The sequence below is a fragment of the uncultured Altibacter sp. genome, from assembly GCF_963972995.1.
GTDB lineage: Bacteria > Bacteroidota > Bacteroidia > Flavobacteriales > Flavobacteriaceae > Altibacter.
On sequence record NZ_CAXAXI010000032.1, the window covers coordinates 1 to 24,693 of the forward strand.

Genomic DNA, 24,693 nt, shown 5'->3' on the forward strand with positions numbered 1-24,693 from the left:
AAAGAAGAAGGCTTTTCCGGCAAGCCTGCCTCCGACGAGCATAGCGAGAGGAAGGTATTATTTCTTTTGGACCAGCAAATGCGAAGCATTCATGAATTCCTTTAAAAAACAATAAGAAAGTATGAATAAAAGAAAGTTGAAAACAATTCATTAATGGAAAAAAGAAAACTAAGAAAAAAGAAACATCATTTCCGCTCTTCACGCCACTGCATCCAAACCAGCACCGTCAATAACATCCCCAAGGCATACACGCTGTCCTCAATAGGAATGGTCCCTACACGAAGTCCCATGTTCTCGGTATTATCATACCAAACCACGGGTTCTGCGATCCAGCTTCCGGTAAGGACCCCGTTCACGAAGAAGAAGGGTAGCAGGATCACCAAAAAGGTCGGAAAAAAGGTAGAAAGAAGGGGCCTTTTGTAGTTATAAACCAGACCTAACAACAGAATAGCATAGCAGAAATTGACGAGGGTATACCATCGGTCGTAAAAATACCAGAGCGAAACGATCAAGACACTTTGCAGCACTACATAGACGATACGGGTGGTATTTTCAGAAAAGGAAAAAGAAAACCCCGACGTCCCCTTCGGAAAGAAATACTGCAACGAATAATGTGTAAAAAGACATGCATAGGGAATACAAATAAAGAAGAGCCACTCTTCAATGGGAAGGTCCAGAATTTTATACCCCGTTATATAGGCATCGTTAAATCCCCAAATACCGTTTCGGGTAAAGAGCACATCCCAAGGAATAAAAAAAGCCATCATCACGGCAATCCCAATAAAGAGGGAACGCCATTTCTTGTAGAATTGAAGCTTCGGATGAAAACTGAATAAGAAAGGAATGAGGAAGGAACCTATATTCAAATACAGATACAGATAGTTCATTGACTACTTTTTGAAGTATTTTAAAGGCGGCACCAACATTCCGAAACATTCTCCTTTATCTTTTCCTAAGTGCTTATGGTGTATCTTATGGGCACGCCGTATGCCGCGGGCATACCAATTGTTCGCATTTCTGAAGAGCTTGAACCGCTGATGGATAAAAATATCGTGTACCAAGAAGTAGGTAATTCCGTAGGCAAAGATCCCCAACCCAATGGGTAAACCGGCCCAGAAACCGTAATACTGCCATCCCACAAAGCAGCCTATACTTACGGCTGCATAGAAAATAAAGAAAAAGTCATTGCGTTCCCACCAACTGCCGTGGTCCTTGTGGTGGTGGTCCTTGTGTAAACTCCACAAAAAACCGTGCATAATGTACTTGTGCGTGAACCACGCCATAAACTCCATGGCACTGAAGGTGCCTAAAAAGATCAATATCCAAAAAACAACATCCATACTAAATCTATCGCTTCAATTTGATAATATCATTAATTTCTAACTTCCAATTTTCAACGTCCAAATTCCAACTCCTAATTCCTAATTCCTAGCTCCTAACTCCTAATTCCTGTCTCCTAACTCCTAACTCCCTCACCGCACCAATTTCAGTTGGTACTTCACATAGCTTCGCGTCAACAACCCGAACTTCTCATAATTCGGAACGCGAATCCGGGCATTCTTTATATCCACTGCGGGCGTGCGGTGCAATTTCTTAAGCAATCGCCTGTAGTACCGGTACGCCATAAAGACCCCAAACTTGGCTTCGGCTGGCAATTGCAGTATCCCTTGATACCCCTTTTTAAAATCTTCTTCAATATCGTTAATGATCGCTTCTTTTGCATGTTCATCCAGTGCTTCCAGATTCGTATTTGGAAAATACGTGCGGCTCAGGCCCTCGTAATCGGCTTTCAGATCCCGTAAGAAGTTCACCTTCTGAAAAGCGGAACCCAAATGCATCGCCGACTCTTTCAATTGATCGAATTTAGCGGTATCGCCTTGCACAAATACTTTCAGACACATGAGCCCTACCACATCAGCAGACCCGTAAATGTATTCCTTGTATTCAGCCTCTGTACGATAAACACTTTTGGTAAGATCGAACCGCATGCTGCGCATAAAGGAATCGACCATGTCGCGTTCAATTCCAAAGTTGTGAACGGTATGCTGAAAGGAATTCAAGATAGGGTTCAGGCTAATTTTATCTGAAAGGGCATAATCCAAATCTTGTTCAAAGCGGCTGAACAAGGTCTCCTTGTCGTACTCATGAAACGAATCTACGATCTCGTCGGCAAAGCGAACAAATCCGTAAATGTTGTAGATATGTTGCCTAATGGAAGGTGCAAGCATCTTTGTAGCCAAAGAAAAGGAAGTACTGTACGTGTGTGTTACTTTCTTGCTGCAGGTTTGGGATACTATATCAAATAATTCTTTCATGACGCTATTTTTTTAGAAACCTCGCTATGTGCTTCGGTGTTCTACTGTTCTTTTTGTATAAGTCCGGCCACTAACTTACCTGAGATGAGTGAGGGCGGAACACCCGGTCCCGGAACGGTTAACTGTCCTGTAAAGTACAAGTTGCGAACCTTCTTACTTTTTAGTTTTGGTCGTAAAAAAGCCGTTTGCAGCAAGGTGTTGGCCAACCCGTACGCATTTCCTTTATACGAATTGTAAGCCTCCACGAAGTCATTGATACAAAAAGACTCTTTAAATATAACGTATTTTTTGGCATCCTGGTTGGTAAGTTTTTCAAATCGTTCCAAGATCTTCTCGAAATACTCCTCGCGCAGTTCCGGAATATCATCCAGGCCTGGTGCAAGGGGGATCAAGAAGATTCCTGCTTCCTTTCCCTCAGGCGCTGCGCCGGTATCGGTGATGGAAGGAAAGCTCGCATAAAAGAGCGGTTCCTCAGGCCATTGCGGCTCATCATAAATATCCTTGGCATGTGCTTGAAAATCGACATCAAAGAACAAGGTGTGGTGTGCGACATTCGCTAACTTCGTATTAAACCCCACAAAGAATAACAGGGCAGAGGGTGCAAATGTCTTTTTCTTCCAGTAAGCTTCCGTATACTGACGGTATTTGGGCTCCAGCAGGGTTTCGGTATGGTGGTAATCGGCGCCGCTCAAAACAATATCAGCCGCGACGGTTTCACCGTTCACTTGAATACCTACTGCCTTTCGTTTCTTCACAAGGATCTTCTCAACATTCTGTTGGGTCTTGATCGTTACTCCAAGGCTTTCAGCAAGAGATTTCATCCCTTCGATCACCGTATACATACCATCTTTTGGATGAAATGTGCCCAATCCAAAGTCGGCATAGTTCATAAAACTATAGAAAGCGGGCGTGTTGGAAGGTTTGGCGCCAAGAAATAGTACCGGAAACTCTAAAATGGAGATCAATCTGGGATTGTCGAATTCCTTACGCACCTCTTTGCTAATGGTGCTGAAGAACTGCCCGATCTTCTTTACGGTCACAGGTGTCACCAATTCCAAAGGCGAAACGCCCGGCCGGTATACCAGATCTTTAATGGCAATGTTGTAATTGTCCTGAGCCTCCGCCATGAAGGCACGCAGCTTTACCGAACTTCCCGGTTCCTCTTTCTCAAAAGCAGCACAAATCTTCTCTAAAGTATCCTCTATCGTGATGAAATCGTTGGTGCCAAAATAAACGGAGTAGGCAGGATTCAACTTTATAAGTTCGTAATAGTCGGATGGTTTTTTATGGAAGTCTGAAAAAAACCGTTCGAACACATCGGGCATCCAGTACCAGGTAGGACCAATGTCGAAGGTAAAACCGTCCTTCTGAAGCTGTCGTGCCCTTCCGCCAACGGTAGCATTCTTTTCATAAATCGTCACCGTATGTCCGTCACGCGCTAGGTAACTCGCAGCGGCAAGAGAGGAAAATCCGGATCCGATAATGACGATCTTTTTCATAATTTGTTTAACAAAACTAATTAATATTTAAACAGAATTGACGGTCTCGGACTAATTTTATGATTTTTTTAGTGTTTCCAGACGGGAGCGTAGCTGCTCCACGTTGGCGATCTTGGTGACCGATTTGGGTAATTGTTTTGAGTCCAGCGCATGAGTTTGTGAACCCATGATCCATAGGGAGCAATTGGCCGAAGCACAAACAGACGATTGGAACTCCTGAAAATATTCCGGCAGCGTGGATCGTTCGGGTTGTACCGTAAAGTACGAGATAAAGATAATGGTTGGATGGTGTTTCAACACATGAAATAGGCTGTCCAAAGGAATATTAGCACCCAAATAGATCGACTTGAACCCCGACGAAATAAGTTCGTAGTTTACATACAACAGACCAATTTCATGGATTTCCTCGTAAGGGAGGTAGAGCGCAAAGATCGGGTCGTGTTTCTGTTCGAAGTTTTGTTGTGCGCGCTCTATGTTAATGATTACTTTCTGCTTAATAAGTTCAGAGATAAAGCGCTCATGGGCCGGATCGATGGTCCCCGTTTGCCACAGCATTCCAATATCGGTTAGGAGCGGAACGAAGACCTCAAAGAAAAGACTTCTGAAATCATGGGTTTCCAGTAATTGATCGTAGGTACGGTTGAACAACCCGTAATCAAAATCGAACATGGATGTTTTAAGCGCCTTAATCGCAAACTCTTCTTGATCTAGGGCAGCTTCTTTCTGCACTAGGGCCAACAGTTCCTGTTCCGACAGCTTTGCGATCTTCGATATCTTATAGCCTTTATCGTACAAGAAAGTAACATTGAGAAGCTTTTTTAAATTTTCAAGATGATAGGTCCTAATATTCGTGTCTGTGCGGTCCGGATCCAATAGATTGTACCGTTTTTCCCAGATCCGGATCGTGTGTGCTTTTACGCTGCTGAGGTTTTCAAGATCCTTGATGCTGAATTCTGTTTTAACTGTCATGCTTCAGGTGTAGTATAAAGTGAAAGTACTAAAAAGATATTGAATAGGAAGTACTATTGTTTAATTTTTCAGAATAAGTAATGAACAGAAGTTCTATGAGCAATATCATTGGGTGCAGCACCGATTGCTACTATATTAGCTGCCAATGAAACGTGTAGCGGTCTTTTCAAAATATGGCTATCGAACATTTAAATATATCCGGCCTTTCCGAAGCAAACGTACAAGGATCACGAGAAAAGTACGGAAACAATCGACTGCAAAGTAAAAAGGGGAGTCCCATCCTTCAAATGGTGGGAAGTTTAATTAAAGAACCCATGGTGGTGCTTCTTTTGGCAACGGCATCCATCTACTTTGCAACTGGTAACACAGGCGATGGTATCTTCTTGGCAATAGCCATAATATTTGTGGCTGCCATTTCACTGTTTCAGGATTCTAGAAGTCGCAATGCCATAGAAAGTTTAAAAAAGATCGTTCAGCCGCATTGTCGTGTAATACGGGATGGGAAAGTGGTTGAAATTGCCAGTGAGGACGTGGTCGTTGGAGATGCATGTATCATGGAAGAAGGGGGAACGATCGTAGCAGACGGAATCATTGTGCATTCAAACGATTTTTCGGTAGACGAATCGGTACTTACAGGAGAATCCTTTGCCGTACATAAAGATGAACACCCGGGGAATAATGAAGTCTACAAAGGTACACAGGTGTCCGGAGGGCTGGCTGTTGCTCTTGTAACTGCCGTGGGTAGTGCGACAAAGCTAGGGAACATTGGCAAAAGCATGGAGACGTTGGCCTCAGAAAAGAGTCCGTTGGAAATACAGATAAATACTTTTGTAAAGAAGATGGTTGTCTTGGGTGTCCTTGTCTTTATCATGGTCTGGGGAATAAATTATAGCAATACGCACAACGTCTTAGACAGTTTGTTGAAAGCACTTACATTGGCCATGAGCATCCTGCCGGAAGAGATCCCGGTCGCGTTTACTACCTTCATGGCTATGGGTGCTTGGCGCCTCATGAAAGAGGGCGTGATTGTAAAGCAAATGAAAACCGTTGAGTCACTGGGAAGCGCGACCGTTGTATGTGTCGATAAAACAGGGACACTCACTCAAAATGAGATGCGGCTTGATAAGCTCTACACGATCAAATCGGGAAGGGTGAGGTCAATTTCTGAAGAATTGAATACAGACGAACTTGAACTTATCACCACGGCCATGTGGGCCAGCGAACCCATTCCTTTCGACCCTATGGAGCACTCCCTGCATTCGGTCTATGCTGAAAAGATTTCAAAAGATAATCGCGAGGACTATAGCATGGTGCATGAATATCCCTTAGGTGGAAAACCACCCATGATGACCCACATTTTTGCAAATGCAGAAGGAGAACACATCATTGCGGCCAAAGGAGCTCCTGAAGCATTGTTAGCTGTATCAACATTGAACGAGGAAACAAAGAAAGATATTATGCATCAAGTAGCGCAGTTTGCATTACAAGGGTACAGAGTATTGGGAGTGGGTGAGAGTTTCTTTGCCGGAGATCCTTGGCCAACCCAACAACAAGACTTTACGTTCCGGTTTAAAGGCTTGGTTGCCTTTTACGATCCGCCAAAGCAACATATACGCGATGTATTTGAGGCCTTCTATGCATCGGGAATCGATGTGAAGATTATTACCGGGGATATTGCAGAGACAACCATTGCCATAGCCAAGCAAACCGGTTTTAAGGGTGTTGAAAAGCATATATCGGGCGATCAATTAATGCAAATCAAGGAGGATGATCTGTCGAAGGTGGTTTCGGAAACAATGCTCTTTACACGTATGTTTCCTGAAGCAAAACTGAAGATTATCAATACGCTAAAATCAAAGGGTGAAATAGTCGCCATGACCGGTGATGGAGTAAATGACGGACCGGCACTGAAAGCCGCACATATTGGAATTGCTATGGGCAGAAAAGGGACAGAGATAGCAAAAGAAGCTGCCTCGCTGGTGCTATTGGAAGATGATCTCTCCAACATGGTTACTGCAGTGGCCATGGGGCGGAAGATCTATACGAATTTGAAAAAGGCCATCCAGTATATCATCTCCATACATATCCCTATTATTCTTACTGTGCTGCTCCCTTTAGCTTTTGGATGGCTTTATCCCAACATATTTTCTCCTGTACACGTGATCCTCTTAGAATTGATTATGGGACCCACCTGTTCCATAGTATATGAGAATGAACCAATGGAAGAAGCTACCATGCATCGTGACCCGCGACCGTTTTCTACAACCTTCTTCAATTGGAGAGAATTAATTACAAGTGTGATACAGGGCATTATCATTACACTAGGAATACTGCTAGTTTATCTACTAGCAGTAAGATCCGGGCATTCCGAAGCGATCACCAGAACCATGGTATTCACCACATTGATTGCAGCCAATATCTTTCTTACTTTTGTTAATCGTTCTTTTTATTACTCGATCCTCACAACATTTGGTTATAAAAATCGATTGGTGCCATGGATCATTGGGCTTACCGTAACGATCACGCTGCTACTCCTATTTGTACCTTCATTTGCTACATTTTTTGAATTTGACCAATTAACAGCAAACCAAATGTTACTATGTCTAGTGATTGGTATGGTATCGGTGATCTGGTACGAAGGAATAAAATGGTGGAAGCGCTGGCGACAGGAGGGAGGGAAAAAGTCGGAACGCAGTCTAGCCTCGCCTTAGGGAGGAATACGCATTGTACTAAAATTGTTATGGAATAAAAAAAGTCATCCATAACAGATGACTTTAGTACCCGGGATGGGACTTGAACCCACACGTAACGAGTACACACGGCCCTCAACCGTGCCTGTCTACCAATTCCAGCACCCGGGTAAATAGTACCGTTGCACCATAGATTAAACTGCTTCGCAGCGGTAAAAAAAAAGTTAAACCGAGGGGTTTAACTTTTTTGGTGACCTGGCTGGGGCTCGAACCCAGGACCACCTCCTTAAAAGGGAGGTGCTCTACCAACTGAGCTACCAGGTCTTCCTTTATCTGCCTCCCTCTCGGTAGGCGGGTGCAAATATACTATCATTAAATTTATTTTTCAAAGCTATTTTAAATTAAATTTGAGAAAAAATTAGAATCCGCTGAACCTTCAGTAATTAATGTGAAAACAACATGATAATCGTACTTATTGGCTATATGGGAAGCGGAAAATCCACGGTAGGAAAACGTCTGGCCGCCACCCTGAACGCTAATTTTATCGATCTGGATACTGCTATTGAGAATAGAGAAGGAAGTTCGGTTAGTGAACTGTTTCGTGCCAAAGGAGAGATCTATTTCCGAAGAAAAGAGAACGAGATACTCAAAAATTTAATAGAAAACATCGCAACAGGTGTAATCGCTACGGGTGGCGGAACACCATGTTACGCAGATACCATGCCTTGGTTACTCCAACGCAAGGATGTGACGACGGTGTATTTAAAAACTTCGTTGGAGCTACTTACGAAACGTCTTTATGCCGAGCGTGCATCACGCCCGCTTATAGAGCATCTTCAGGATGCTGATACCTTACAAGATTTCATCAGAAAACATCTTTTTGAACGATCGTATTATTACCGTCAGGCGTCCCTAGTTATAGATACTTCAGAAAAAGATATCGCTACCATTGTCGAAGAGATTATACTAAAACTATTCTAAAATCGCTCTGTCGTTGTTCTTCTCGAAAATAACCGAAATATTCTCATTGAGCGACGTTGACAATGAAATACCTTTAAAATCTGCTTTTACAGGATACTTCTTATGATTTCGGTCTACGAGAACAGCCGTCTTGAACTGCTTTAAAGGAACCTCTAGAAAATGTTTAACTCCGTAGATTAAAGTAGTTCCCGAATGCAAGACGTCGTCCACCAATAATAAGGATTTGTTGGTATACTCTGAAGGTTCTAGACTAGTGCGAATAGGGTTGGTAGGTTTTTTCTTGTCAATAATCACCTCGCAAAGTGTCACATGCAACGGTGAAACAGATTCTACTGCTTTTTTTAATTTCTTGGCAAATTCAAATCCGTTGTTTTGTATCCCGGCTATAATCACTTCTTCCTCCTCGACATTGGTCTCATAGACTTGGTATGCAATACGTTTTATTTTATGTGCGATCTGTTTTTTATCTAGAATGATCGTATTGGAGTGTTCCATGTCTATTGTTTTTTTTCAAAGATAGTAAATAGCGTTACGAGTCTGCTTGCTCCGGATCTGTAAAATCGTCCAAATCTCTGCGATCTTTTTTGGTAGGTCGGCCCACGCCTTTTTTGCGGTAATAGTCTTTGGCATATTTTAAAAGTTCCTGACTTTCGAAGGCTTCCTTAGGGGTGATATCTTTCCGGTAAATGTCCACCAATTTGGCCCCCAGTCTGCTTTCCGGAAGGTCAAGCACTTCCAACTGATAGTTGATCTGGTCTTTTCGAAGGCTAATCGTATCTCCCGGATATACCTCCCGGGAAGGTTTTACGATGGTATCGTTTACGCGAACGCTTCCCTTCTTGCATGCATTTGTAGCAATGCTTCTGGTTTTATAATACCGAATACACCACAAATATTTATCAACTCTCATACAAATACCCTTAATTCTCCGTTAATCATTAGAGCAAAAATAACTGAAAATTGTATCTTGCGCCCTCAAAAATGATAGAATGAAAAAAGCTTTTTTTGGAATACCCCTTCTTGTAGTATTTTTTCTCATTGTCTCTGCGTGTAAAAATGATGATGATGATGGGAATGTAACACCACCTCGAGACCGTGGGGAGGAATCCTTAGTGGCTCAAACCGATATTGAAAGTTTTCTCGAGACACACTTTTACAATTATGAAGAATTTGAAAACCCTCCCACAGGATTCGATTATGTGATACGGTTCGATAGTTTGGTAGGCGATAATGCCAATAAAATTCCATTGATAGAACAAGTAGAATTTAAAACGGTAAAAGATCGTGTAGATACCGATGTATCCTACAAACTCTATTATTTAAATGTTCGCCAAGGAGGCGGTGAAAAAGTGGAGTTCTCAGATATCGTGACCCTTGAATTCGAAGGGAGAAAACTTGACTTAACGCTGTTCGACTCAGCCAATGCGCCTATTAGATTTGACCTAACCGCTATATTAAATGGCTTGCAGGATGGCTTGACAGAATTCAACACGGCCGAAGGTGAACCTATTATTAATAGCGATGGTACTGTAGAATTTGAGAATTTTGGAGTAGGCGCTGTGTTTGTCCCTTCAGGGCTTGGGTATTTTAACAATCCTCCGGGCAATATCATTGCACTCTACGACCAATTGATCTTTTCTTTTAAAGTATATGAAGCACAATTTGGAGACCAAGACCAAGATGGTATTCCTACACCCTTTGAAGATCTAAATAATAACGGGTGGGAAGAAGACGATGATACCGATAACGACGGGGTGCCAAATTTTAGTGATACAGACGATGAGAATGACGGTCGATTGACGAAAAATGAGATCACCGTAAATACATATGCAGTGAATCCCGGTGATGAAGAGCCCGTGTTAATAACCAATGAGGTAGAGGTGAATCGAGAAACCAATACAGCTACCGGACAGATCATCATTACTACGGTTGTGTTTCACGATCAGGATGGAGATGGGACACCCGATTATTTGGATCCTGATAATTAATAAAACCATATCTATTAAAAAAGCCTCGCATCGCGAGGCTTTTTTGATTTGGTGTTTCCTGTTGAAAAAAACAGGTGCAAAAAAAGATATTACTTGCGTGCAATCACTTTTAACGCTGCTTTTACGATTGCGTCTGCATTTAAACCATATTTTTCCATTAGTTCTTCGGGTGTGCCCGATTCGCCAAAGGTATCTTGAGTAGCGACAAATTCTTGTGGAGTTGGGGTACTTTCGGCTAAAACTCTGGCCACACTTTCACCTAATCCACCTAAGAAGTTATGCTCTTCGGCAGTAACAATGCAACCTGTCTTCTTAACGCTGTCCTGTATTGCTTTATTGTCCAATGGTTTAATTGTATGAATATTTATCACTTCGGCAGAAATTCCTTGCTCATGTAAAGTCTCCGCTGCTTGCAAAGCTTCCCAAACCAAATGTCCTGTTGCTACTAATGTAACATCGGTTCCATCTTGAAGGTGAACGGCTTCGCCAATGCGAAATGGTTGATCCGGATCCGTAAAGTTGGCTACTTTTGGCCTTCCGAAGCGTAAATACACAGGTCCATCGTGGTCTGCTATGGCTAAGGTGGCCGCTTTGGTCTGATTGTAATCACAGGTGTTAATGACCGTCATGCCGGGTAACATCTTCATAAGTCCGATATCTTCCAATATTTGGTGGGTCGCTCCATCCTCTCCCAAAGTCACACCGGCATGAGAGGCACAGATCTTCACATTCTTACCGGAATACGCAATACTCTGTCGTATCTGGTCGTACACCCGTCCCGTTGAAAAATTGGCAAAGGTACCTGTAAAGGGTATTTTACCTCCTATGGTCAATCCGGCTGCGATCCCCATCATATTGGCTTCGGCTATCCCTACTTGAAAAAAACGTTCCGGATGGTTCTCTTTAAAAGCATCCATTTTTAACGATCCTGTAAGGTCGGCACATAAGGCCACTACATTTTCATGCGTTTTTCCTAAAACCGTGAGTCCGTCACCAAACCCCGATCGAGTGTCTTTTTTGCCGCTGTCTGTATATTTTTTCATAATGATATCCCGACCGAACGGGTGTTCTTTTTAAATTCGAATTTAGTAATCGCCTAGTGTTTCAGGGTTCTGACTTAGTGCTACCTCCAGCTGTTCGTCATTGGGCGCCTTTCCGTGCCAATCGTGCGTATGCATCATAAAATCCACCCCGTTACCCATAATGGTATGCAAAAGTACGCACACAGGTTTCTTCTTACCTGTCTTTGATTTCGCCAGCTTCATACCTTCCACTACAGCTTCGAGATTATTCCCTTTTTCAATTTCCAGTACTTCCCAACCAAACGCTTCAAACTTTGCCTTTAGGTTACCAAGGGGCAGTACATTCTTTGTCGCCCCGTCAATTTGCTGGCCGTTGAGGTCAATCGTTACAATAAGATTATCTACAGTATTGGCAGCAGCATACATGATGGCCTCCCAATTCTGACCTTCCTGTAACTCACCGTCACCACACAAGGTATAGATAAGATGCTGGTCCTTATTTAATTTTTTTGCTTCCGCAGCCCCAATAGATACAGAAATACCTTGTCCCAATGAACCAGATGCAACACGAATACCGGGAAGTCCTTCATGGGTAGTCGGGTGTCCTTGAAGTCTTGAATTGAGTAATCGAAAGGTGTTCAATTCTTCCACCGGAAAATAGCCCGAACGTGCCAGCACGCTATAGAATACAGGAGAAATGTGTCCGTTGGACAAAAAGAACAGGTCTTCACCGACTCCGTTCATATCAAAGCCCTCTTTGCGTTCCATGAGCACTTGGTACAAAGCGACAAAAAACTCGGTGCAACCTAAGGATCCTCCGGGATGACCCGAATTTACCTTATGTACTTGTCGCAGAATGTCTCTGCGCACCTGAACCACTAAATCAGTAAGATAGTTAAAATCTGGCATGTTGATCGTATCAAATTAAGTCTCAAAAGTACGGGTTTCAGTAGGGGCTTACAAGGCGAAAAGTGAGCAGTTATTAACGATTTCATATTTTTAGTTAACAAGTGTAAAGGGGGTATTTGCTTCGGAAGAATTTCTTTTTTTGATCTCGAGTGAATTCTGAAAAATTCTTGAGTAGCTTCGTAAGTTTATCCTATGATAGATAGTATCTTTGCCCTTTCAGAAAACAAAAGGCATGCAATTTACATTAAAGGGGAAAGACACACAGAGCCAAGCGCGCGCAGGAACGATCACCTTAGATCACGGAACGGTAGAAACACCCATCTTCATGCCGGTGGGGACTGTAGGAACTGTGAAAGGAGTGCATCAAAGAGAATTGACCCAAGAGATCGATCCGGATATTATATTGGGAAATACATATCATTTATATTTGAGACCGCAGATCGATATTCTAGAGAAAGCGGGAGGAATCCACAAGTTCATGAACTGGGACCGAAGTATCCTAACGGATAGTGGGGGGTACCAAGTATATTCACTTTCAGCAAACCGAAAGATCAAGGAGGAAGGAGTAAAGTTCAAATCCCACATAGACGGAAGCTACCACGTCTTCACTCCTGAGAATGTTATGGAAATACAACGCAGCATAGGTGCCGATATTATTATGGCATTTGACGAGTGTACACCGTACCCTTGTGATTATACTTATGCCAAGCGTTCCATGCACATGACACACCGATGGTTGGAAAGATGCCTGAAGCATTTGAAGAAAACACCGTTTAAATACGACTACGAACAAACATTCTTTCCTATTGTACAAGGAAGCACGTATAAGGACCTAAGAAAACAATCTGCCGAATACATAGCTTCAGTAGGCGCGGAAGGGAATGCCATTGGCGGACTTTCGGTAGGAGAACCTGCCGAAGAGATGTATGAAATGACGGCTGTGGTCACCGAAATACTACCACAAGATAAACCACGTTACCTTATGGGAGTGGGCACACCAATAAATATTTTGGAAAATATCGCTTTGGGTATCGACATGTTCGATTGTGTCATGCCCACGCGGAACGGTCGTAATGGTATGCTTTTTACCGCTCACGGTACTATTAATATTAAGAATAAGAAGTGGGAGGCAGATTTCTCTCCAATCGATGAGATGAATCTTACTTGGGTAGATACTGCATACAGCAAGGCGTATGTGCGCCACTTATTTACAGTAAATGAAATGCTAGGCAGACAGATCGCCACCATACACAATCTGGGATTCTATCTCTGGTTGGTTCGTGAAGCGAGAAAACATATCTTAGCGGGAGATTTTACCTCCTGGAAGAACAAGATGGTGGTACAAATGGATAAACGCTTGTAACCAGATGCTGAGTATTCTCGATAGATACATATTACGAAAATACCTGGGAACCTTTGTGCTCTTGCTGTTACTTTTCATTCCAATTGGCATTACCGTTAATCTTGCAGAGAAAATAGATAAGATCTTGGCCAATGAAGTTCCCTTCATTGAAGTGGCTAAATATTATTTGGACTTCACCGTATACTTTGCAAATTTACTATTTCCATTGTTTCTTTTCTTATCGGTGATTTGGTTCACATCAAAATTGGCCAATAATACCGAAGTCATTGCTTTTTTAAGTAGCGGGGTGTCTTATTATCGCTTTCTTCGACCCTATATGATAGGTGCAACCATCGTTTGTATAGGTGCGTTGATCATGGGGATGTATCTGGCTCCTATGGCGAGTAAGGGCTTTAACGAGTTTACATTTCAGTATTTAAAGAACAACAAGAAGGACCGCCAGCAGAATAATGTGTATCGGCAGATCAATGACAATGATTACATTTATGTAAGCTATTTTAATGTCAAGGAAATGTCCGGAAATAATTTTACATTGGAACATTTTGAAGGAAATAAAATGACCTACAAATTGGCCGCCAGTCGCATTAAATACAACCAAAAGGACAGCACTTATACGCTGTATAATTACACCAAAAGAACCATAGGGGAGAACGAGGACATCCTTCAAAGCGAGGTGAAACTGGATACTACCTTCTCCTTTGAGTTAGAAGATCTTACGCCCGTAGAATACATAGCCGAAACACTTAATTTTACAGAACTTAACGACTTTATCGCACGTGAGAAGGAGCGGGGGTCCAGTTATATTAACAGGTATGAGGTAGTGCGTTACAAGCGTTGGAGCCTTCCGGTCTCGGCCTATATCCTAACCATCATTGCCGTTGCTGTTTCATCCATGAAACGTCGCGGCGGTATGGGGGTGAACCTTGCCATTGGAATTAGTATCGGGATGGTCTTTATCTTCTTCGATAAAATATTTGGGACCATGGCCGAACAGAGTAGCTTTTCACCTTTTATTGCTACTTGGTTCCCAAACATTCTATTTGGTATTTTAGCCATTTATTTGCTTAAAAATGCAAAACGATAAACTTCTCAACTACCTGCACCTTCATTTCATTGTATTTATTTGGGGGTTCACGGCAGTATTGGGTGCGTTAATCTCGATTGATGCCATTCCGCTGGTGTGGTATCGAATGCTGTTGGCGTCCATTTTGATCTATATCTATGTGCGTTGGAAAAAGATCGACCTTCGTTTTTCCTATAGAACGCTGGGCGGGTTCTTTTTGGCCGGATTGATCATAGCACTTCATTGGTTGGCCTTTTTTGGTGCAATTAAAGTTTCGAATGTTTCAGTAACATTAGCGATCATGTCAACAGGGGCGTTCTTCACATCACTATTGGAACCGTTGCTGTACAGGCGAAAAATTATTGGGTATGAAGTGTTCTTCGGAATGTTGGTGGTTGTGGGGCTGTATGTGATCTTTAACGTAGAGGGAGACTACTTTTGGGGTATTGTGTTGGCATTAAGTTCGGCTTTTCTGGGAGCCTTGTTCTCGGTAATCAATGGCAAATATGCCTTACAATATAAGGCCACGGCCATCTCTTTTTATGAATTGCTCTTCGGAATGTTATGTATTTCGGTCTACCTTACTTTTAGCGGAAGCTTCAACAATTCCTTTTTTCAAGTGTCTCCCAGCGATTGGATGTACCTTTTCATTCTGGCTTCGGCATGTACTGCCTACGCTTTCATTGCTTCGGTATATGTCATGCGATGGATTAGTCCGTACACAGTGATGCTCACAATTAATATGGAACCGGTCTACGGGATCATCCTAGCCCTTCTAATTTTAGGAGATGGGGAGAATATGAGTCCGCAATTCTATTATGGAGCCGCCATTATAATTTTAACGGTTGTTGCTAATGGGATTATTAAGATGAAATTGGAAAGAAAAAAAAGGCGATTGGGTGCTGGCTAAAAACAAAATTTTATCTTTGTAAGCTAAGCCAAATAATACTTCAAGGAGTGATCTATGGAATATCTTGATTTTGAATTACCTATAAAGGAGCTACAGGAGCAGTACGACAAAGCTTGCCAGATAGGCGAAGACAGCGATGTGGATGTAACCAATACCTGTAAACAGATAGAAAAGAAATTGAACGAAACCAAGAAGGAGATTTACAAGAATCTCACGCCTTGGCAGCGTGTACAATTGTCCCGACACCCAAATCGTCCTTATACGATGGATTACATAAAAGCGATCTGTGGAGATTCTTTCCTCGAATTGCATGGGGATCGGAATTTCAAGGATGACAAAGCGATGGTCGGTGGTCTAGGAAAAATTGGCGATCAAAGCTATATGTTCGTGGGTCAGCAAAAAGGATACAATACCAAAACCAGACAATTCCGAAATTTCGGTATGGCAAATCCTGAAGGCTATCGAAAGGCATTACGACTTATGAAATCAGCCGAAAAATTCGGGGTGCCCGTGGTCACGCTCATCGATACGCCGGGAGCGTTTCCCGGATTGGAAGCTGAGGAGCGCGGACAAGGAGAAGCGATCGCACGAAATATTTTAGAAATGACACGACTTAAAGTCCCAATAATTGTTGTGATCATTGGCGAAGGTGCGAGTGGCGGGGCCTTAGGGATTGGTGTAGGAGATCGGGTGCTTATGTTAGAGAATACTTGGTATTCTGTGATATCCCCGGAAAGCTGTTCATCCATACTCTGGCGAAGCTGGGAATTCAAAGAACAAGCTGCAGAAGCACTAAAACTAACAGCCAGCGACATGAAAAAACAAAACCTTATCGACGTGATTGTTAAGGAGCCTGTTGGAGGTGCTCACAGCGATAAGGAAAAGACCTACAGTACCGTGGCCAATGCCATCGAAAAGGTATATTTGGAATTAAAAGACTTATCACCAAAAGAATTGGTCAATTCCAGGATGGAAAAATATTCCAAAATGGGGGAGTTCAAATCCTAATTTCAATTATACCAACCCTTTCAAAAAACCAAAGTGAAAGCTTCGGTTTTTTTTGTACCTTATTAACAATAAATCAAAGTTTTCAACAGTTAAATTGTTAACGACCGGTGAACATCGTTCTTTAAAAAAGTCGTTCCGCTCTTAACATTTTCTTTACATTCGCTCAATGGAAAAACTGAAACCTCACACTTCATTTTCGGCTCGCCCGTCACAGGTAATTTCGTTGGAAAAAGGAAAGCTTCCTCCGCAAGCGACTGATTTAGAAGAGGTTGTGTTGGGGGCTATGATGATCGACAAGAAAGGTGTCGATGAGGTGATCGACATCCTGCACGCCGAGGTATTCTACAAAGAGTCTCATCAGCACATCTTTGAAGCGATTCACACCTTGTTCGAGAATAGTGAACCGGTGGACTTATTAACCGTTTCAAGTCAGCTAAAAAAGGACCAAAAGCTGGAAGCTTCGGGAGGAGAGTTTTACCTTGTGCAACTCACTCAAAAAGTGTCTTCTTCGGCACATATTGAATTTCATGCACGTATCATCCTTCAGAAATACATACAGCGAAGTTTAATAAAAATCTCCAACGAGATCATAGAAGACTCTTACGATGAAACAACCGATGTCTTCGATCTTTTGGACAATGCCGAGTCGAAATTATACGAAATTACACAGGGGAATATAAAGCGTTCTTCCGAGACTGCGCAGAGTTTGGTGATCCAGGCAAAGAAGCGAATTGAGGAGATCGCTAATAAAGAGGGGCTCTCCGGGATACCATCGGGATTCACAAAAGTAGATAAACTAACTTCCGGATGGCAACCCAGCGACCTTGTCATTATTGCGGCTCGGCCGGGTATGGGAAAGACAGCGCTCACCCTGTCTATGGCACGCAACATTGCTGTGGAACATAACATTCCCGTAGCCTTCTTTTCTTTGGAAATGTCTTCGGTACAGTTGATCACAAGACTTATTTCTTCAGAAACAGGCTTGAGTTCTGAAAAATTACGTACCGGAAACCTCGAGAAACACGAGTGGGAGCAATTGAACGTGAAAGTAAAAGGTCTTGAAAAGGCTCCCTTGTTCATTGACGATACGCCCTCACTTTCTATATTCGACCTACGAGCCAAAGCCCGGCGCTTGTCATCACAGCATGGTATAAAATTGATCATGATCGATTATTTACAGTTAATGACAGCCGGAGGAAGTCAAAAAGGGGGGAATAGAGAGCAGGAAATTTCTACCATTTCCAGAAACTTAAAAGCATTGGCCAAAGAGCTTAATGTTCCGGTGATTGCACTTTCACAGTTGAGTCGGGCTGTGGAAACCCGCGGAGGAAGTAAGCGTCCCTTACTATCCGATCTTCGGGAATCGGGAGCGATCGAACAGGACGCCGATATTGTTTCGTTTATTTACAGACCCGAGTATTATAAAATCGATGAGTGGGATGACGAAGAACGTACACCCACAGCCGGTCAGGCGGAATTTATCGTAGCGAAGCACCGTAACGGTGGTTTGGATGAGATCAAGTTGAAATTCGTAGGACATTTAGGGCGTTTCGAGAATTTGGAAACCTTCGACTTTCCCACAGAGATACATTCCCGTATGAATGATGCGGCCAATGATGATACCTTTAAAACGAGCCATTTACCGTCACCCGGAGAAGCTTTTGGCAGCGCTATGAATGATGATCTTTCTCCGGCCGATGGAGATGACGATGTACCGTTCTAAGATTACGTTTCTACAAATTATTTTTAAAAATACACCTTTTGGCTTAGATTTTGACGATATCGTATGGTGCCTTGGCTGGGATCGCTTTTGTTATTAGTTATATTTACAGAATGAAAAAAATCATATTCCTTCTTTTTCTGATGGTGTTTACGGGGCAAGCCTATGCATCCTATATTCTAATACCCATGGACGCCGAATCCCAAAAAGAGCATTTAAAAGCCTACGGAATTGTGTATTGGTCTCTGGAACGGCAAGTAAAATCAAAATGGTTGCTCAATTATCGAGGCGGATCCTTCCTTTTGCCCGATTCTGAAGAGATTAAAAAAGAATGCCAGATTCGCGGAGTATCATTTGAAGTGATCTCCGATGCGGCTACCGAGCAAATACTGTTGGAAATTAGTAGTCCGTCGCAGAATATGGAGGCGGTCTCATTGGAAAAGGCCCCTCGTATTGCCGTTTACTCACCCAAAGGAAATCAGCCTTGGGATGATGCGGTCACTATGGTGCTTACCTATGCTGAAATTCCCTACGACATCATCTACGACGAAGAGGTCATAGGCGATCAATTGTTACTATACGATTGGTTGCACCTGCATCACGAAGATTTCACAGGACAATACGGAAAATTCTATCGGGCCTATCGCGCTGCTCCTTGGTACATTGAGGATAAGGAACGTGCTGAAGCACTTGCTTCAAAAATGGGATACGCAAAAGTTTCCGAAGCAAAAAGAGATGTTGCCTTAAAGATTAGAGATTATGTTATTGGCGGTGGCTTCATGTTTGCCATGTGTAGTGCTACCGATAGTTTTGATATTGCATTGGCGGCAGAAGGTGTCGATATCTGTGAACCCATGTTCGACGGTGATCCCAGTGAACCGGGATATCAAAGTAAGATCGACTACAACCGCACATTTGCCTTTACCGATTTTATTTTGGAGCGTAGTCCTATGGTGTATGAGTTCTCCTCTATAGATATGACCACCAAACGTAATGTTGCTAAAGAAACCGATTATTTTTCCTTGATGGACTACAGTGCTAAATGGGACCCCATTCCTTGTATGTTAGTTCAGAACCATACGGCACTCGTAAAAGGATTTATGGGACAAACTACGTCGTATGACAGCGATCAGATCAAGGCGAATGTTTTGATCATGGGACAGAACAAATCAAATGGAGAAGCCCGGTATATTCACGGAATAAAAGGGAAGGGATTCTTTACTTTCTACGGCGGACACGATCCTGAAGACTATCAGCACAGGGTAGGGGACGCCAAGACGGAACTCGCATTACATCCCAATTCTCCGGGCTATCGGTTAATTCTCAATAACGTTTTATTCCCTGCAGCCAAGAAAAAGAAGCAGAAAACCTAATCTTGTTTCGGTAAGGAATTGTAATAATCTTTGGGTGGAAGCACGGTAATTTCTACGCGCCGATTCATTTGTTTATTCTCAGGCGTATCATTGTCCACCTTGGGTCGCGTTTCACCCATAGCACGGATCTCATAATCGTAATGCGCTTCATAGCCGAGTAGCGCTCGAAGTTGATCTACGACCGAATAACATCGGTTTTCAGAAAGGGTCATATTGGAGGCGTCACTTCCATCACTGTCTGTATGTCCTTCCACGACAATAGTGGCTTTGTCCACTTGTTTGATGAGTTGTGTAAGTGTATCTAGGGTTTGTTGTGCGCTGGTCTTAAGCTTGAATTCGGCAACATCAAAAAGAACATCTGCATTTATGGATAATTTAATCACACTATTGATCGCTCCAACTGCGTCAATGTCCGCTCCGGCAGTTTTGCTCTTGCACAAGTCTTGTAAGTCTGTGATTCGCATATAGTAGAAGACAATTTCGGGATCTATTTGCTCTTCACTAAGATCGATTATAGATTTTCCTCCGGCAATGGTGCCCGCGTAAAACCATTCGCTACCGTCCACGGAAATTTCGATCTTGGCAGATTCTTTCGATGGTCCTACTTCAAAAATATAGAGGTCATTCCCCGGAAGATTCATAAAACCATTATCTGTAAAGGCCAACGTAATACTTCCTTTACAGCCTAAGGACAGAAATTTACCGGAGTGATAGTTTTTGTAATTAGGTTCGTGAAGTGATTGTAGTGGATCTGCATACTTTTCGAGAGGCGGGGGATCCCCAATGGTAAAACTAACAATACTGTCGGCAAATGAAATCTTCCCCAAAGGCAAATAAATAGAAGAATACCGATCTATGCGATAGGACTTACCGGTCCCTTTTTGAGCCCATAGCGTAGGACCTAATACTAGTAACACAGCAATAAGAACAATAGTTCGTAAATGCATTGGAAGCTTTTTACTAAGATACGGAAACTTTGTTAGTGAGAAGGAGCTAAGGAAATTTGGATAAAGAACAATAAAAAACCCGCTCTATTGAGCGGGTTTAGGCGAAATAATAAGTTAGATAATCTTATTTTACTTTGTTTACGATCGCTTCAAAAGCTTCCGGATGATTCATAGCTAAATCGGCAAGAACTTTTCGGTTCAATTCGATATCATTAGCTTTGAGTTTCCCCATAAACTGAGAATAAGACATGCCGTGCTGGCGTGCTCCCGCATTAATACGGGTGATCCATAAGGATCTAAAATTTCTCTTTTTTGCGCGACGGTCTCTGTAGGAATACGACATTGCTTTTTCAACTGCGTTCTTAGCAACGGTCCATACATTTTTACGTCTTCCAAAGTATCCTTTGGCTTGCTTCATTACCTTTTTTCTTCTGGCTCTTGAAGCAACTGAATTTACTGATCTTGGCATAATTTACTTGTTTTTTGTAGCAGGCGACACGTATTCTGTGTACTTTATTTACTTATGAAAACGTTGTGTCTTCTATGTAGCCCAACTCCAGGGTTATTAATTAGTGTTAACCGGTTAAACGCTTACTTCAATCGAAGCATTTGTTTAACATTACTCTCATCGGCCTCATGAACTAAAGTATCATGAGTCAATGCTAGCTTACGTTTTTTAGACTTCTTTGTCAAGATGTGACTTTTAAACGCATGCTTTCTTTTGATCTTACCGGTACCTGTAAGCTTAAAACGCTTCTTAGCACTGGATTTTGTTTTCTGTTTCGGCATGTTTTCTTCTTTTTGTATTACTTCGCTTTATTGTGATCTTCCTCGTATTCGAGGAAGTATTATTTCTTTTTCGGGGAAATGAACATGATCATTCGTTTTCCTTCCAGTTTTGGCATTTGCTCAACCTTCCCATAATCTTCAAGCTCTTGAGCCAACTTCAACAAAAGGATCTCACCTTGATCTTTATAAATAATGGAACGTCCTTTAAAGAACACGTAAGCTTTCAGTTTGGCGCCATCCTTTAAAAATTTCTCGGCGTGCTTCTTCTTGAACTCATAATCGTGATCATCGGTATTGGGTCCAAACCGAATCTCTTTAATAGTGACCTTGGTCGCCTTGGCTTTCATCGCCTTCTCGCGCTTCTTCTGCTCGTAGACGAATTTTTTATAATCCATAATCTTACAAACCGGAGGGTTTGCATTAGGGGAAATCTCTACCAGGTCCAATTCCTGCTCTTCGGCAATCTCTTGCGCTTTCTTTAAAGGATATACTCCTATCTCAACGTTGTCTCCAACGAGGCGTACTTCTTCGGCTCGGATTTTTCGGTTGATCCTGTGTTGATCTTCTTTAATGACCCTTGCCGGGCCCCTGCTTCTTTTTCTTCGTATTGCTATGACTATAAATTATTATGGTTACACATTAAATTCTACGATATTTTTTTGAATTTCGGTGTTAATTAATTCCGAAAATTCAGAAAGGGTCATCGTACCCAAGTCTCCATGACTATGTTTTCTAACAGAAACCGTACCGTCTTTTTCTTCCTGCTCACCAACAATTAACATATAGGGAAGCTTTTTCATCTCAGCTTCGCGTATTTTCTTGCCAATCGTCTCGTTCCTATTGTCTACAAGGGCGCGAATTTCGTCATTTTCAAGCAAATTTAAAACTTTTTGAGCGTATTTTTCATATTTTTCACTCAATGATAGGATTGCTACCTGCTCCGGCATGAGCCACAGCGGGAAATTCCCTCCTGTATGCTCCAACAATATAGCAATAAATCGTTCCATACTTCCAAAAGGAGCACGGTGAATCATGATGGGTCGATGCATTTCGTTGTCGCTGCCCTTATATTCCAATTCAAAGCGTTCGGGTAAGTTGTAGTCTACTTGTATTGTACCTAACTGCCACTGTCTACCCAATGCATCCTTGACCATGAAATCCAACTTAGGACCATAGAATGCCGCTTCGCCTTCCACAACTACATAATTCAATCCTTTGTCTTTCGCAGCACTTAGGATAGCAGCTTCTGCTTTTTCCCAATTCTCTAAATTACCTATGTATTTTTCAGGCGTATTTGGGTCGCGCAGTGACACCTGTGCCGTAAAATTCTCAAATCCTAACGAACCAAAAACATACAACACCAGGTCGATCACATCTTTAAATTCCTTGTCTAACTGGTCGGGCGTACAAAAAAGGTGTGCATCATCTTGTGTAAAACCACGTACGCGCGTGAGGCCGTGTAATTCGCCGCTTTGTTCATAGCGATATACGGTTCCGAATTCGGCATACCGTTTTGGAAGGTCTTTATACGACCAAGGTCCGCTCTTGTAGATCTCACAGTGGTGCGGACAGTTCATAGGCTTCAACAGGAATTCTTCATCTTCCTTGGGGGTGTGAATGGGCTGAAAACTATCGGCACCGTACTTTGCATAATGTCCGGAAGTGACATACAGCTCCTTCTGACCGATATGCGGGGTAACCACCATTTCATAACCGGCTTTTTTCTGAGCCTTTTTAAGGAAATTCTCCAAACGTTCGCGCAAGGCCGCACCTTTAGGTAACCAAAGGGGTAATCCTTGACCCACTTTCTGAGAGAAGGTAAAAAGCTCCAATTCTTTTCCTAGCTTTCGATGGTCTCTTTTCTTAGCCTCTTCAAGAAGCTCTAAATATTCGGTTAGGTCTTTTTGCTTCGGAAAACTTATCCCGTAGATACGGGTAAGCTGTGTATTGTTCTCATCACCTCGCCAATAGGCTCCGGCAATACTCATAAGTTTTACGGCCTTTACAATACCCGTATTAGGGATATGACCCCCGCGACACAGATCGGTAAAGGTGTCGTGATCACAAAAAGTGATACTGCCGTCTTCTAGGGCTTCGATCAATTCAACCTTATACTCGTTTCCTTGTTTTTTGTAGTAGGAAAGTGCTTCGGTCTTGGAAGCTTCCCGTATAGAGAACTCATGCTTTCCTCGAGCGATCTCTAGCATCTTGGCTTCAATAGCCGGAAGGTCCTTTTCAGAAACTGTTTCAGCACCAAAATCTACATCGTAATAGAAACCATTCTCGATCGCCGGACCAATGGTCAACTTGACACCGGGGTACAATTCCTCCAAAGCCTGTGCGAGAATATGAGCCGAAGAGTGCCAAAATGCCTTTTTTCCGGCATCATCGTTCCAGGTATACAATATTAATGAACCATCCTTTTGGAGCGGAGTACTGGTTTCTACCGTTGTACCATTATACGAAGCAGAGATCACATTGCGCGCCAAGCCTTCACTTATACTTTTGGCGACATCCATGGGCGTACTGCCGGCTTCAAATTCTTTTACACTTCCGTCTGGTAAGGTAATCGCTATCATACATTATAGTTTAAAAAGGGTGCCAAAAGGCAGGGGCAAAGATACTACGAGTTTCTGCCTTATACAATAGAATCCTAAGAGATAATTCGAGAAGTGTAAGAAATAGAATACTTTGGGCGCTCCCTTTTTAAGGCTAAAAAGGGCAGGCTTTCGCGGCTCGCTTTTCCCAAAACGCTGTTTTTAGAAAGAGCTCAAGCAACCGCTCAATCCTTAGCGCAAAAAATAGTGTATATATATAGGTATAATGGCGGATAAAAATTTGTTTTAAGCTAAGTTCAATACTTTCAAAGCCTTATCATCTTGTAGTAAAAATATCTCAAAAAAAGATGGTTTTAAGTTTGCACAAGATAAAAACCATACTATCTTTGCACCCGCTTTGAAGAACAAATAACTGTTCGAATAGCTGCAAAAACAACGGTCTGAATTTTTTTTGAAATTATTTTTTAAAAAGTATTGCAGGTTTAAAAAACTGTTGTACATTTGCACCCGCTAAAACAATGAGTGACTATAGAAACACGATTTGTTTTGTTTTGAAAAGAGATTAAAAGTTCATTGGAATATTGAAATT

General features: G+C 42.3%; 23 protein-coding genes and 2 tRNA genes. 9 read left to right on the plus strand and 16 right to left on the minus strand.

Going from position 1 to position 24,693, the window contains the following annotated elements:
- Positions 1–185: 185 nt before the first annotated feature.
- The 5 genes from AACZ11_RS11395 to AACZ11_RS11415 form a co-directional block, all read right to left on the minus strand.
- Positions 186–887 (minus strand): lycopene cyclase domain-containing protein, encoded by a 702-nt coding sequence (locus AACZ11_RS11395; protein WP_290628416.1) that lies wholly within the window; start codon positions 885–887, stop codon positions 186–188.
- A 3-nt stretch (positions 888–890) separates the two neighbouring features.
- Positions 891–1,340 carry a sterol desaturase family protein gene (locus tag AACZ11_RS11400; protein WP_290628418.1) on the minus strand — a complete coding sequence of 150 codons (450 nt, stop codon included), beginning with the start codon at positions 1,338–1,340 and terminating at the stop codon, positions 891–893.
- Between the two features lie 132 nt (positions 1,341–1,472).
- A complete protein-coding gene (locus AACZ11_RS11405) occupies positions 1,473–2,315 on the minus strand; it encodes a phytoene/squalene synthase family protein (RefSeq protein WP_290628420.1) in 843 nt (280 codons plus the stop codon).
- Positions 2,316–2,356: 41 nt separating this feature from the next.
- Positions 2,357–3,817: an oleate hydratase gene (locus AACZ11_RS11410; protein ID WP_290628456.1), complete on the minus strand. Its 1,461-nt coding sequence runs from the start codon at positions 3,815–3,817 to the stop codon at positions 2,357–2,359.
- A 54-nt stretch (positions 3,818–3,871) separates the two neighbouring features.
- Positions 3,872–4,783, minus strand: coding sequence for a MerR family transcriptional regulator (locus tag AACZ11_RS11415; RefSeq protein ID WP_290628422.1), 912 nt, complete (start codon positions 4,781–4,783; stop codon positions 3,872–3,874).
- A gap of 173 nt (positions 4,784–4,956) precedes the next feature.
- On the opposite strand from AACZ11_RS11415, the gene AACZ11_RS11420 reads away from it, so the two are divergent.
- On the plus strand, positions 4,957–7,494 hold the full coding sequence (locus AACZ11_RS11420; RefSeq protein WP_339832500.1) for a cation-translocating P-type ATPase: 2,538 nt from the start codon (positions 4,957–4,959) through the stop codon (positions 7,492–7,494).
- Between the two features lie 67 nt (positions 7,495–7,561).
- On the opposite strand, the gene AACZ11_RS11425 is transcribed toward AACZ11_RS11420, so the two are convergent.
- Positions 7,562–7,644 (minus strand) — tRNA-Leu (locus tag AACZ11_RS11425).
- 77 nt (positions 7,645–7,721) lie between these two features.
- Positions 7,722–7,797: transfer RNA gene (locus AACZ11_RS11430), tRNA-Lys, on the minus strand.
- Between the two features lie 135 nt (positions 7,798–7,932).
- On the opposite strand from AACZ11_RS11430, the gene AACZ11_RS11435 reads away from it, so the two are divergent.
- Positions 7,933–8,454 (plus strand): shikimate kinase, encoded by a 522-nt coding sequence (locus AACZ11_RS11435; RefSeq protein ID WP_290628426.1) that lies wholly within the window; start codon positions 7,933–7,935, stop codon positions 8,452–8,454.
- On the opposite strand, the gene AACZ11_RS11440 is transcribed toward AACZ11_RS11435, so the two are convergent.
- On the minus strand, positions 8,446–8,949 hold the full coding sequence (locus AACZ11_RS11440) for a phosphoribosyltransferase family protein (RefSeq protein ID WP_290628428.1): 504 nt from the start codon (positions 8,947–8,949) through the stop codon (positions 8,446–8,448). The genes AACZ11_RS11435 and AACZ11_RS11440 overlap by 9 nt on opposite strands.
- Before the next feature lie 34 nt (positions 8,950–8,983).
- Positions 8,984–9,364: an RNA-binding S4 domain-containing protein gene (locus tag AACZ11_RS11445; RefSeq protein WP_290628432.1), complete on the minus strand. Its 381-nt coding sequence runs from the start codon at positions 9,362–9,364 to the stop codon at positions 8,984–8,986.
- A 79-nt stretch (positions 9,365–9,443) separates the two neighbouring features.
- Here AACZ11_RS11445 and AACZ11_RS11450 point away from each other — a divergent pair, with 79 nt between their 5' ends.
- Positions 9,444–10,442, plus strand: a complete 999-nt coding sequence (locus AACZ11_RS11450) for a hypothetical protein (RefSeq protein WP_290628434.1) — start codon at positions 9,444–9,446, stop codon at positions 10,440–10,442.
- A gap of 89 nt (positions 10,443–10,531) precedes the next feature.
- Here the strand turns inward: AACZ11_RS11450 and AACZ11_RS11455 are convergent, their stop codons facing one another.
- Both AACZ11_RS11455 and AACZ11_RS11460 read right to left on the minus strand, forming a co-directional pair.
- Positions 10,532–11,485 carry a transketolase C-terminal domain-containing protein gene (locus tag AACZ11_RS11455; protein WP_290628436.1) on the minus strand — a complete coding sequence of 318 codons (954 nt, stop codon included), beginning with the start codon at positions 11,483–11,485 and terminating at the stop codon, positions 10,532–10,534.
- A gap of 42 nt (positions 11,486–11,527) precedes the next feature.
- Entirely contained in the window at positions 11,528–12,373 is an 846-nt protein-coding gene (locus AACZ11_RS11460) for a transketolase (protein WP_290628437.1), read from the minus strand.
- Positions 12,374–12,605: 232 nt separating this feature from the next.
- Here AACZ11_RS11460 and tgt point away from each other — a divergent pair, with 232 nt between their 5' ends.
- The 6 genes from tgt to AACZ11_RS11490 all read left to right on the plus strand — a co-directional run bounded on the left by tgt (position 12,606) and on the right by AACZ11_RS11490 (position 19,810).
- On the plus strand, positions 12,606–13,736 hold the full coding sequence (gene tgt / locus AACZ11_RS11465; protein ID WP_290628439.1) for a tRNA guanosine(34) transglycosylase Tgt: 1,131 nt from the start codon (positions 12,606–12,608) through the stop codon (positions 13,734–13,736).
- Between the two features lie 7 nt (positions 13,737–13,743).
- Complete coding sequence (locus tag AACZ11_RS11470; RefSeq protein ID WP_290628458.1) at positions 13,744–14,820, plus strand: LptF/LptG family permease; 1,077 nt, start codon at positions 13,744–13,746, stop codon at positions 14,818–14,820.
- Entirely contained in the window at positions 14,807–15,709 is a 903-nt protein-coding gene (locus AACZ11_RS11475; RefSeq protein ID WP_290628441.1) for a DMT family transporter, read from the plus strand. The genes AACZ11_RS11470 and AACZ11_RS11475 overlap by 14 nt, the downstream gene beginning before the upstream one ends.
- Before the next feature lie 54 nt (positions 15,710–15,763).
- Positions 15,764–16,717 (plus strand): acetyl-CoA carboxylase carboxyltransferase subunit alpha, encoded by a 954-nt coding sequence (locus tag AACZ11_RS11480; RefSeq protein WP_290628443.1) that lies wholly within the window; start codon positions 15,764–15,766, stop codon positions 16,715–16,717.
- A 166-nt stretch (positions 16,718–16,883) separates the two neighbouring features.
- Positions 16,884–18,440, plus strand: a complete 1,557-nt coding sequence (gene dnaB / locus AACZ11_RS11485) for a replicative DNA helicase (protein WP_290628445.1) — start codon at positions 16,884–16,886, stop codon at positions 18,438–18,440.
- Positions 18,441–18,550: 110 nt separating this feature from the next.
- Positions 18,551–19,810: an asparagine synthetase B gene (locus AACZ11_RS11490; RefSeq protein WP_290628448.1), complete on the plus strand. Its 1,260-nt coding sequence runs from the start codon at positions 18,551–18,553 to the stop codon at positions 19,808–19,810.
- Here AACZ11_RS11490 and AACZ11_RS11495 read toward each other — a convergent pair.
- The 5 genes from AACZ11_RS11495 to thrS all read right to left on the minus strand — a co-directional run bounded on the left by AACZ11_RS11495 (position 19,807) and on the right by thrS (position 24,125).
- A complete protein-coding gene (locus tag AACZ11_RS11495; RefSeq protein ID WP_290628450.1) occupies positions 19,807–20,757 on the minus strand; it encodes an OmpA family protein in 951 nt (316 codons plus the stop codon). The genes AACZ11_RS11490 and AACZ11_RS11495 overlap by 4 nt on opposite strands.
- Positions 20,758–20,881: 124 nt before the next feature.
- Positions 20,882–21,226: a 50S ribosomal protein L20 gene (gene rplT / locus AACZ11_RS11500; protein WP_034261793.1), complete on the minus strand. Its 345-nt coding sequence runs from the start codon at positions 21,224–21,226 to the stop codon at positions 20,882–20,884.
- 122 nt (positions 21,227–21,348) lie between these two features.
- Complete coding sequence (gene rpmI, locus AACZ11_RS11505; RefSeq protein ID WP_034261796.1) at positions 21,349–21,546, minus strand: 50S ribosomal protein L35; 198 nt, start codon at positions 21,544–21,546, stop codon at positions 21,349–21,351.
- A 59-nt stretch (positions 21,547–21,605) separates the two neighbouring features.
- Positions 21,606–22,118 carry a translation initiation factor IF-3 gene (gene infC, locus AACZ11_RS11510; protein WP_290628460.1) on the minus strand — a complete coding sequence of 171 codons (513 nt, stop codon included), beginning with the start codon at positions 22,116–22,118 and terminating at the stop codon, positions 21,606–21,608.
- Positions 22,119–22,178: 60 nt separating this feature from the next.
- Positions 22,179–24,125 carry a threonine--tRNA ligase gene (gene thrS / locus AACZ11_RS11515; protein WP_290628454.1) on the minus strand — a complete coding sequence of 649 codons (1,947 nt, stop codon included), beginning with the start codon at positions 24,123–24,125 and terminating at the stop codon, positions 22,179–22,181.
- Positions 24,126–24,693: the final 568 nt, after the last annotated feature.

Excerpts from the sequence above, each read along its gene's own strand:
- AACZ11_RS11395 (WP_290628416.1), bottom strand. The coding sequence starts at position 887 with ATGAACTATCTGTATCTGTATTTGAATATAGGTTCCTTCCTCATTCCT.
- AACZ11_RS11400 (WP_290628418.1), bottom strand. The coding sequence starts at position 1,340 with ATGGATGTTGTTTTTTGGATATTGATCTTTTTAGGCACCTTCAGTGCC.
- AACZ11_RS11405 (WP_290628420.1), bottom strand. The coding sequence starts at position 2,315 with ATGAAAGAATTATTTGATATAGTATCCCAAACCTGCAGCAAGAAAGTA.
- AACZ11_RS11415 (WP_290628422.1), bottom strand. The coding sequence starts at position 4,783 with ATGACAGTTAAAACAGAATTCAGCATCAAGGATCTTGAAAACCTCAGC.
- AACZ11_RS11420 (WP_339832500.1), top strand. The coding sequence starts at position 4,957 with ATGGCTATCGAACATTTAAATATATCCGGCCTTTCCGAAGCAAACGTA.
- AACZ11_RS11435 (WP_290628426.1), top strand. The coding sequence starts at position 7,933 with ATGATAATCGTACTTATTGGCTATATGGGAAGCGGAAAATCCACGGTA.
- AACZ11_RS11440 (WP_290628428.1), bottom strand. The coding sequence starts at position 8,949 with ATGGAACACTCCAATACGATCATTCTAGATAAAAAACAGATCGCACAT.
- AACZ11_RS11445 (WP_290628432.1), bottom strand. The coding sequence starts at position 9,364 with ATGAGAGTTGATAAATATTTGTGGTGTATTCGGTATTATAAAACCAGA.
- AACZ11_RS11450 (WP_290628434.1), top strand. The coding sequence starts at position 9,444 with ATGAAAAAAGCTTTTTTTGGAATACCCCTTCTTGTAGTATTTTTTCTC.
- AACZ11_RS11455 (WP_290628436.1), bottom strand. The coding sequence starts at position 11,485 with ATGAAAAAATATACAGACAGCGGCAAAAAAGACACTCGATCGGGGTTT.
- AACZ11_RS11460 (WP_290628437.1), bottom strand. The coding sequence starts at position 12,373 with ATGCCAGATTTTAACTATCTTACTGATTTAGTGGTTCAGGTGCGCAGA.
- tgt (WP_290628439.1), top strand. The coding sequence starts at position 12,606 with ATGCAATTTACATTAAAGGGGAAAGACACACAGAGCCAAGCGCGCGCA.
- AACZ11_RS11475 (WP_290628441.1), top strand. The coding sequence starts at position 14,807 with ATGCAAAACGATAAACTTCTCAACTACCTGCACCTTCATTTCATTGTA.
- AACZ11_RS11480 (WP_290628443.1), top strand. The coding sequence starts at position 15,764 with ATGGAATATCTTGATTTTGAATTACCTATAAAGGAGCTACAGGAGCAG.
- dnaB (WP_290628445.1), top strand. The coding sequence starts at position 16,884 with ATGGAAAAACTGAAACCTCACACTTCATTTTCGGCTCGCCCGTCACAG.
- AACZ11_RS11490 (WP_290628448.1), top strand. The coding sequence starts at position 18,551 with ATGAAAAAAATCATATTCCTTCTTTTTCTGATGGTGTTTACGGGGCAA.
- AACZ11_RS11495 (WP_290628450.1), bottom strand. The coding sequence starts at position 20,757 with ATGCATTTACGAACTATTGTTCTTATTGCTGTGTTACTAGTATTAGGT.
- rplT (WP_034261793.1), bottom strand. The coding sequence starts at position 21,226 with ATGCCAAGATCAGTAAATTCAGTTGCTTCAAGAGCCAGAAGAAAAAAG.
- rpmI (WP_034261796.1), bottom strand. The coding sequence starts at position 21,546 with ATGCCGAAACAGAAAACAAAATCCAGTGCTAAGAAGCGTTTTAAGCTT.
- thrS (WP_290628454.1), bottom strand. The coding sequence starts at position 24,125 with ATGATAGCGATTACCTTACCAGACGGAAGTGTAAAAGAATTTGAAGCC.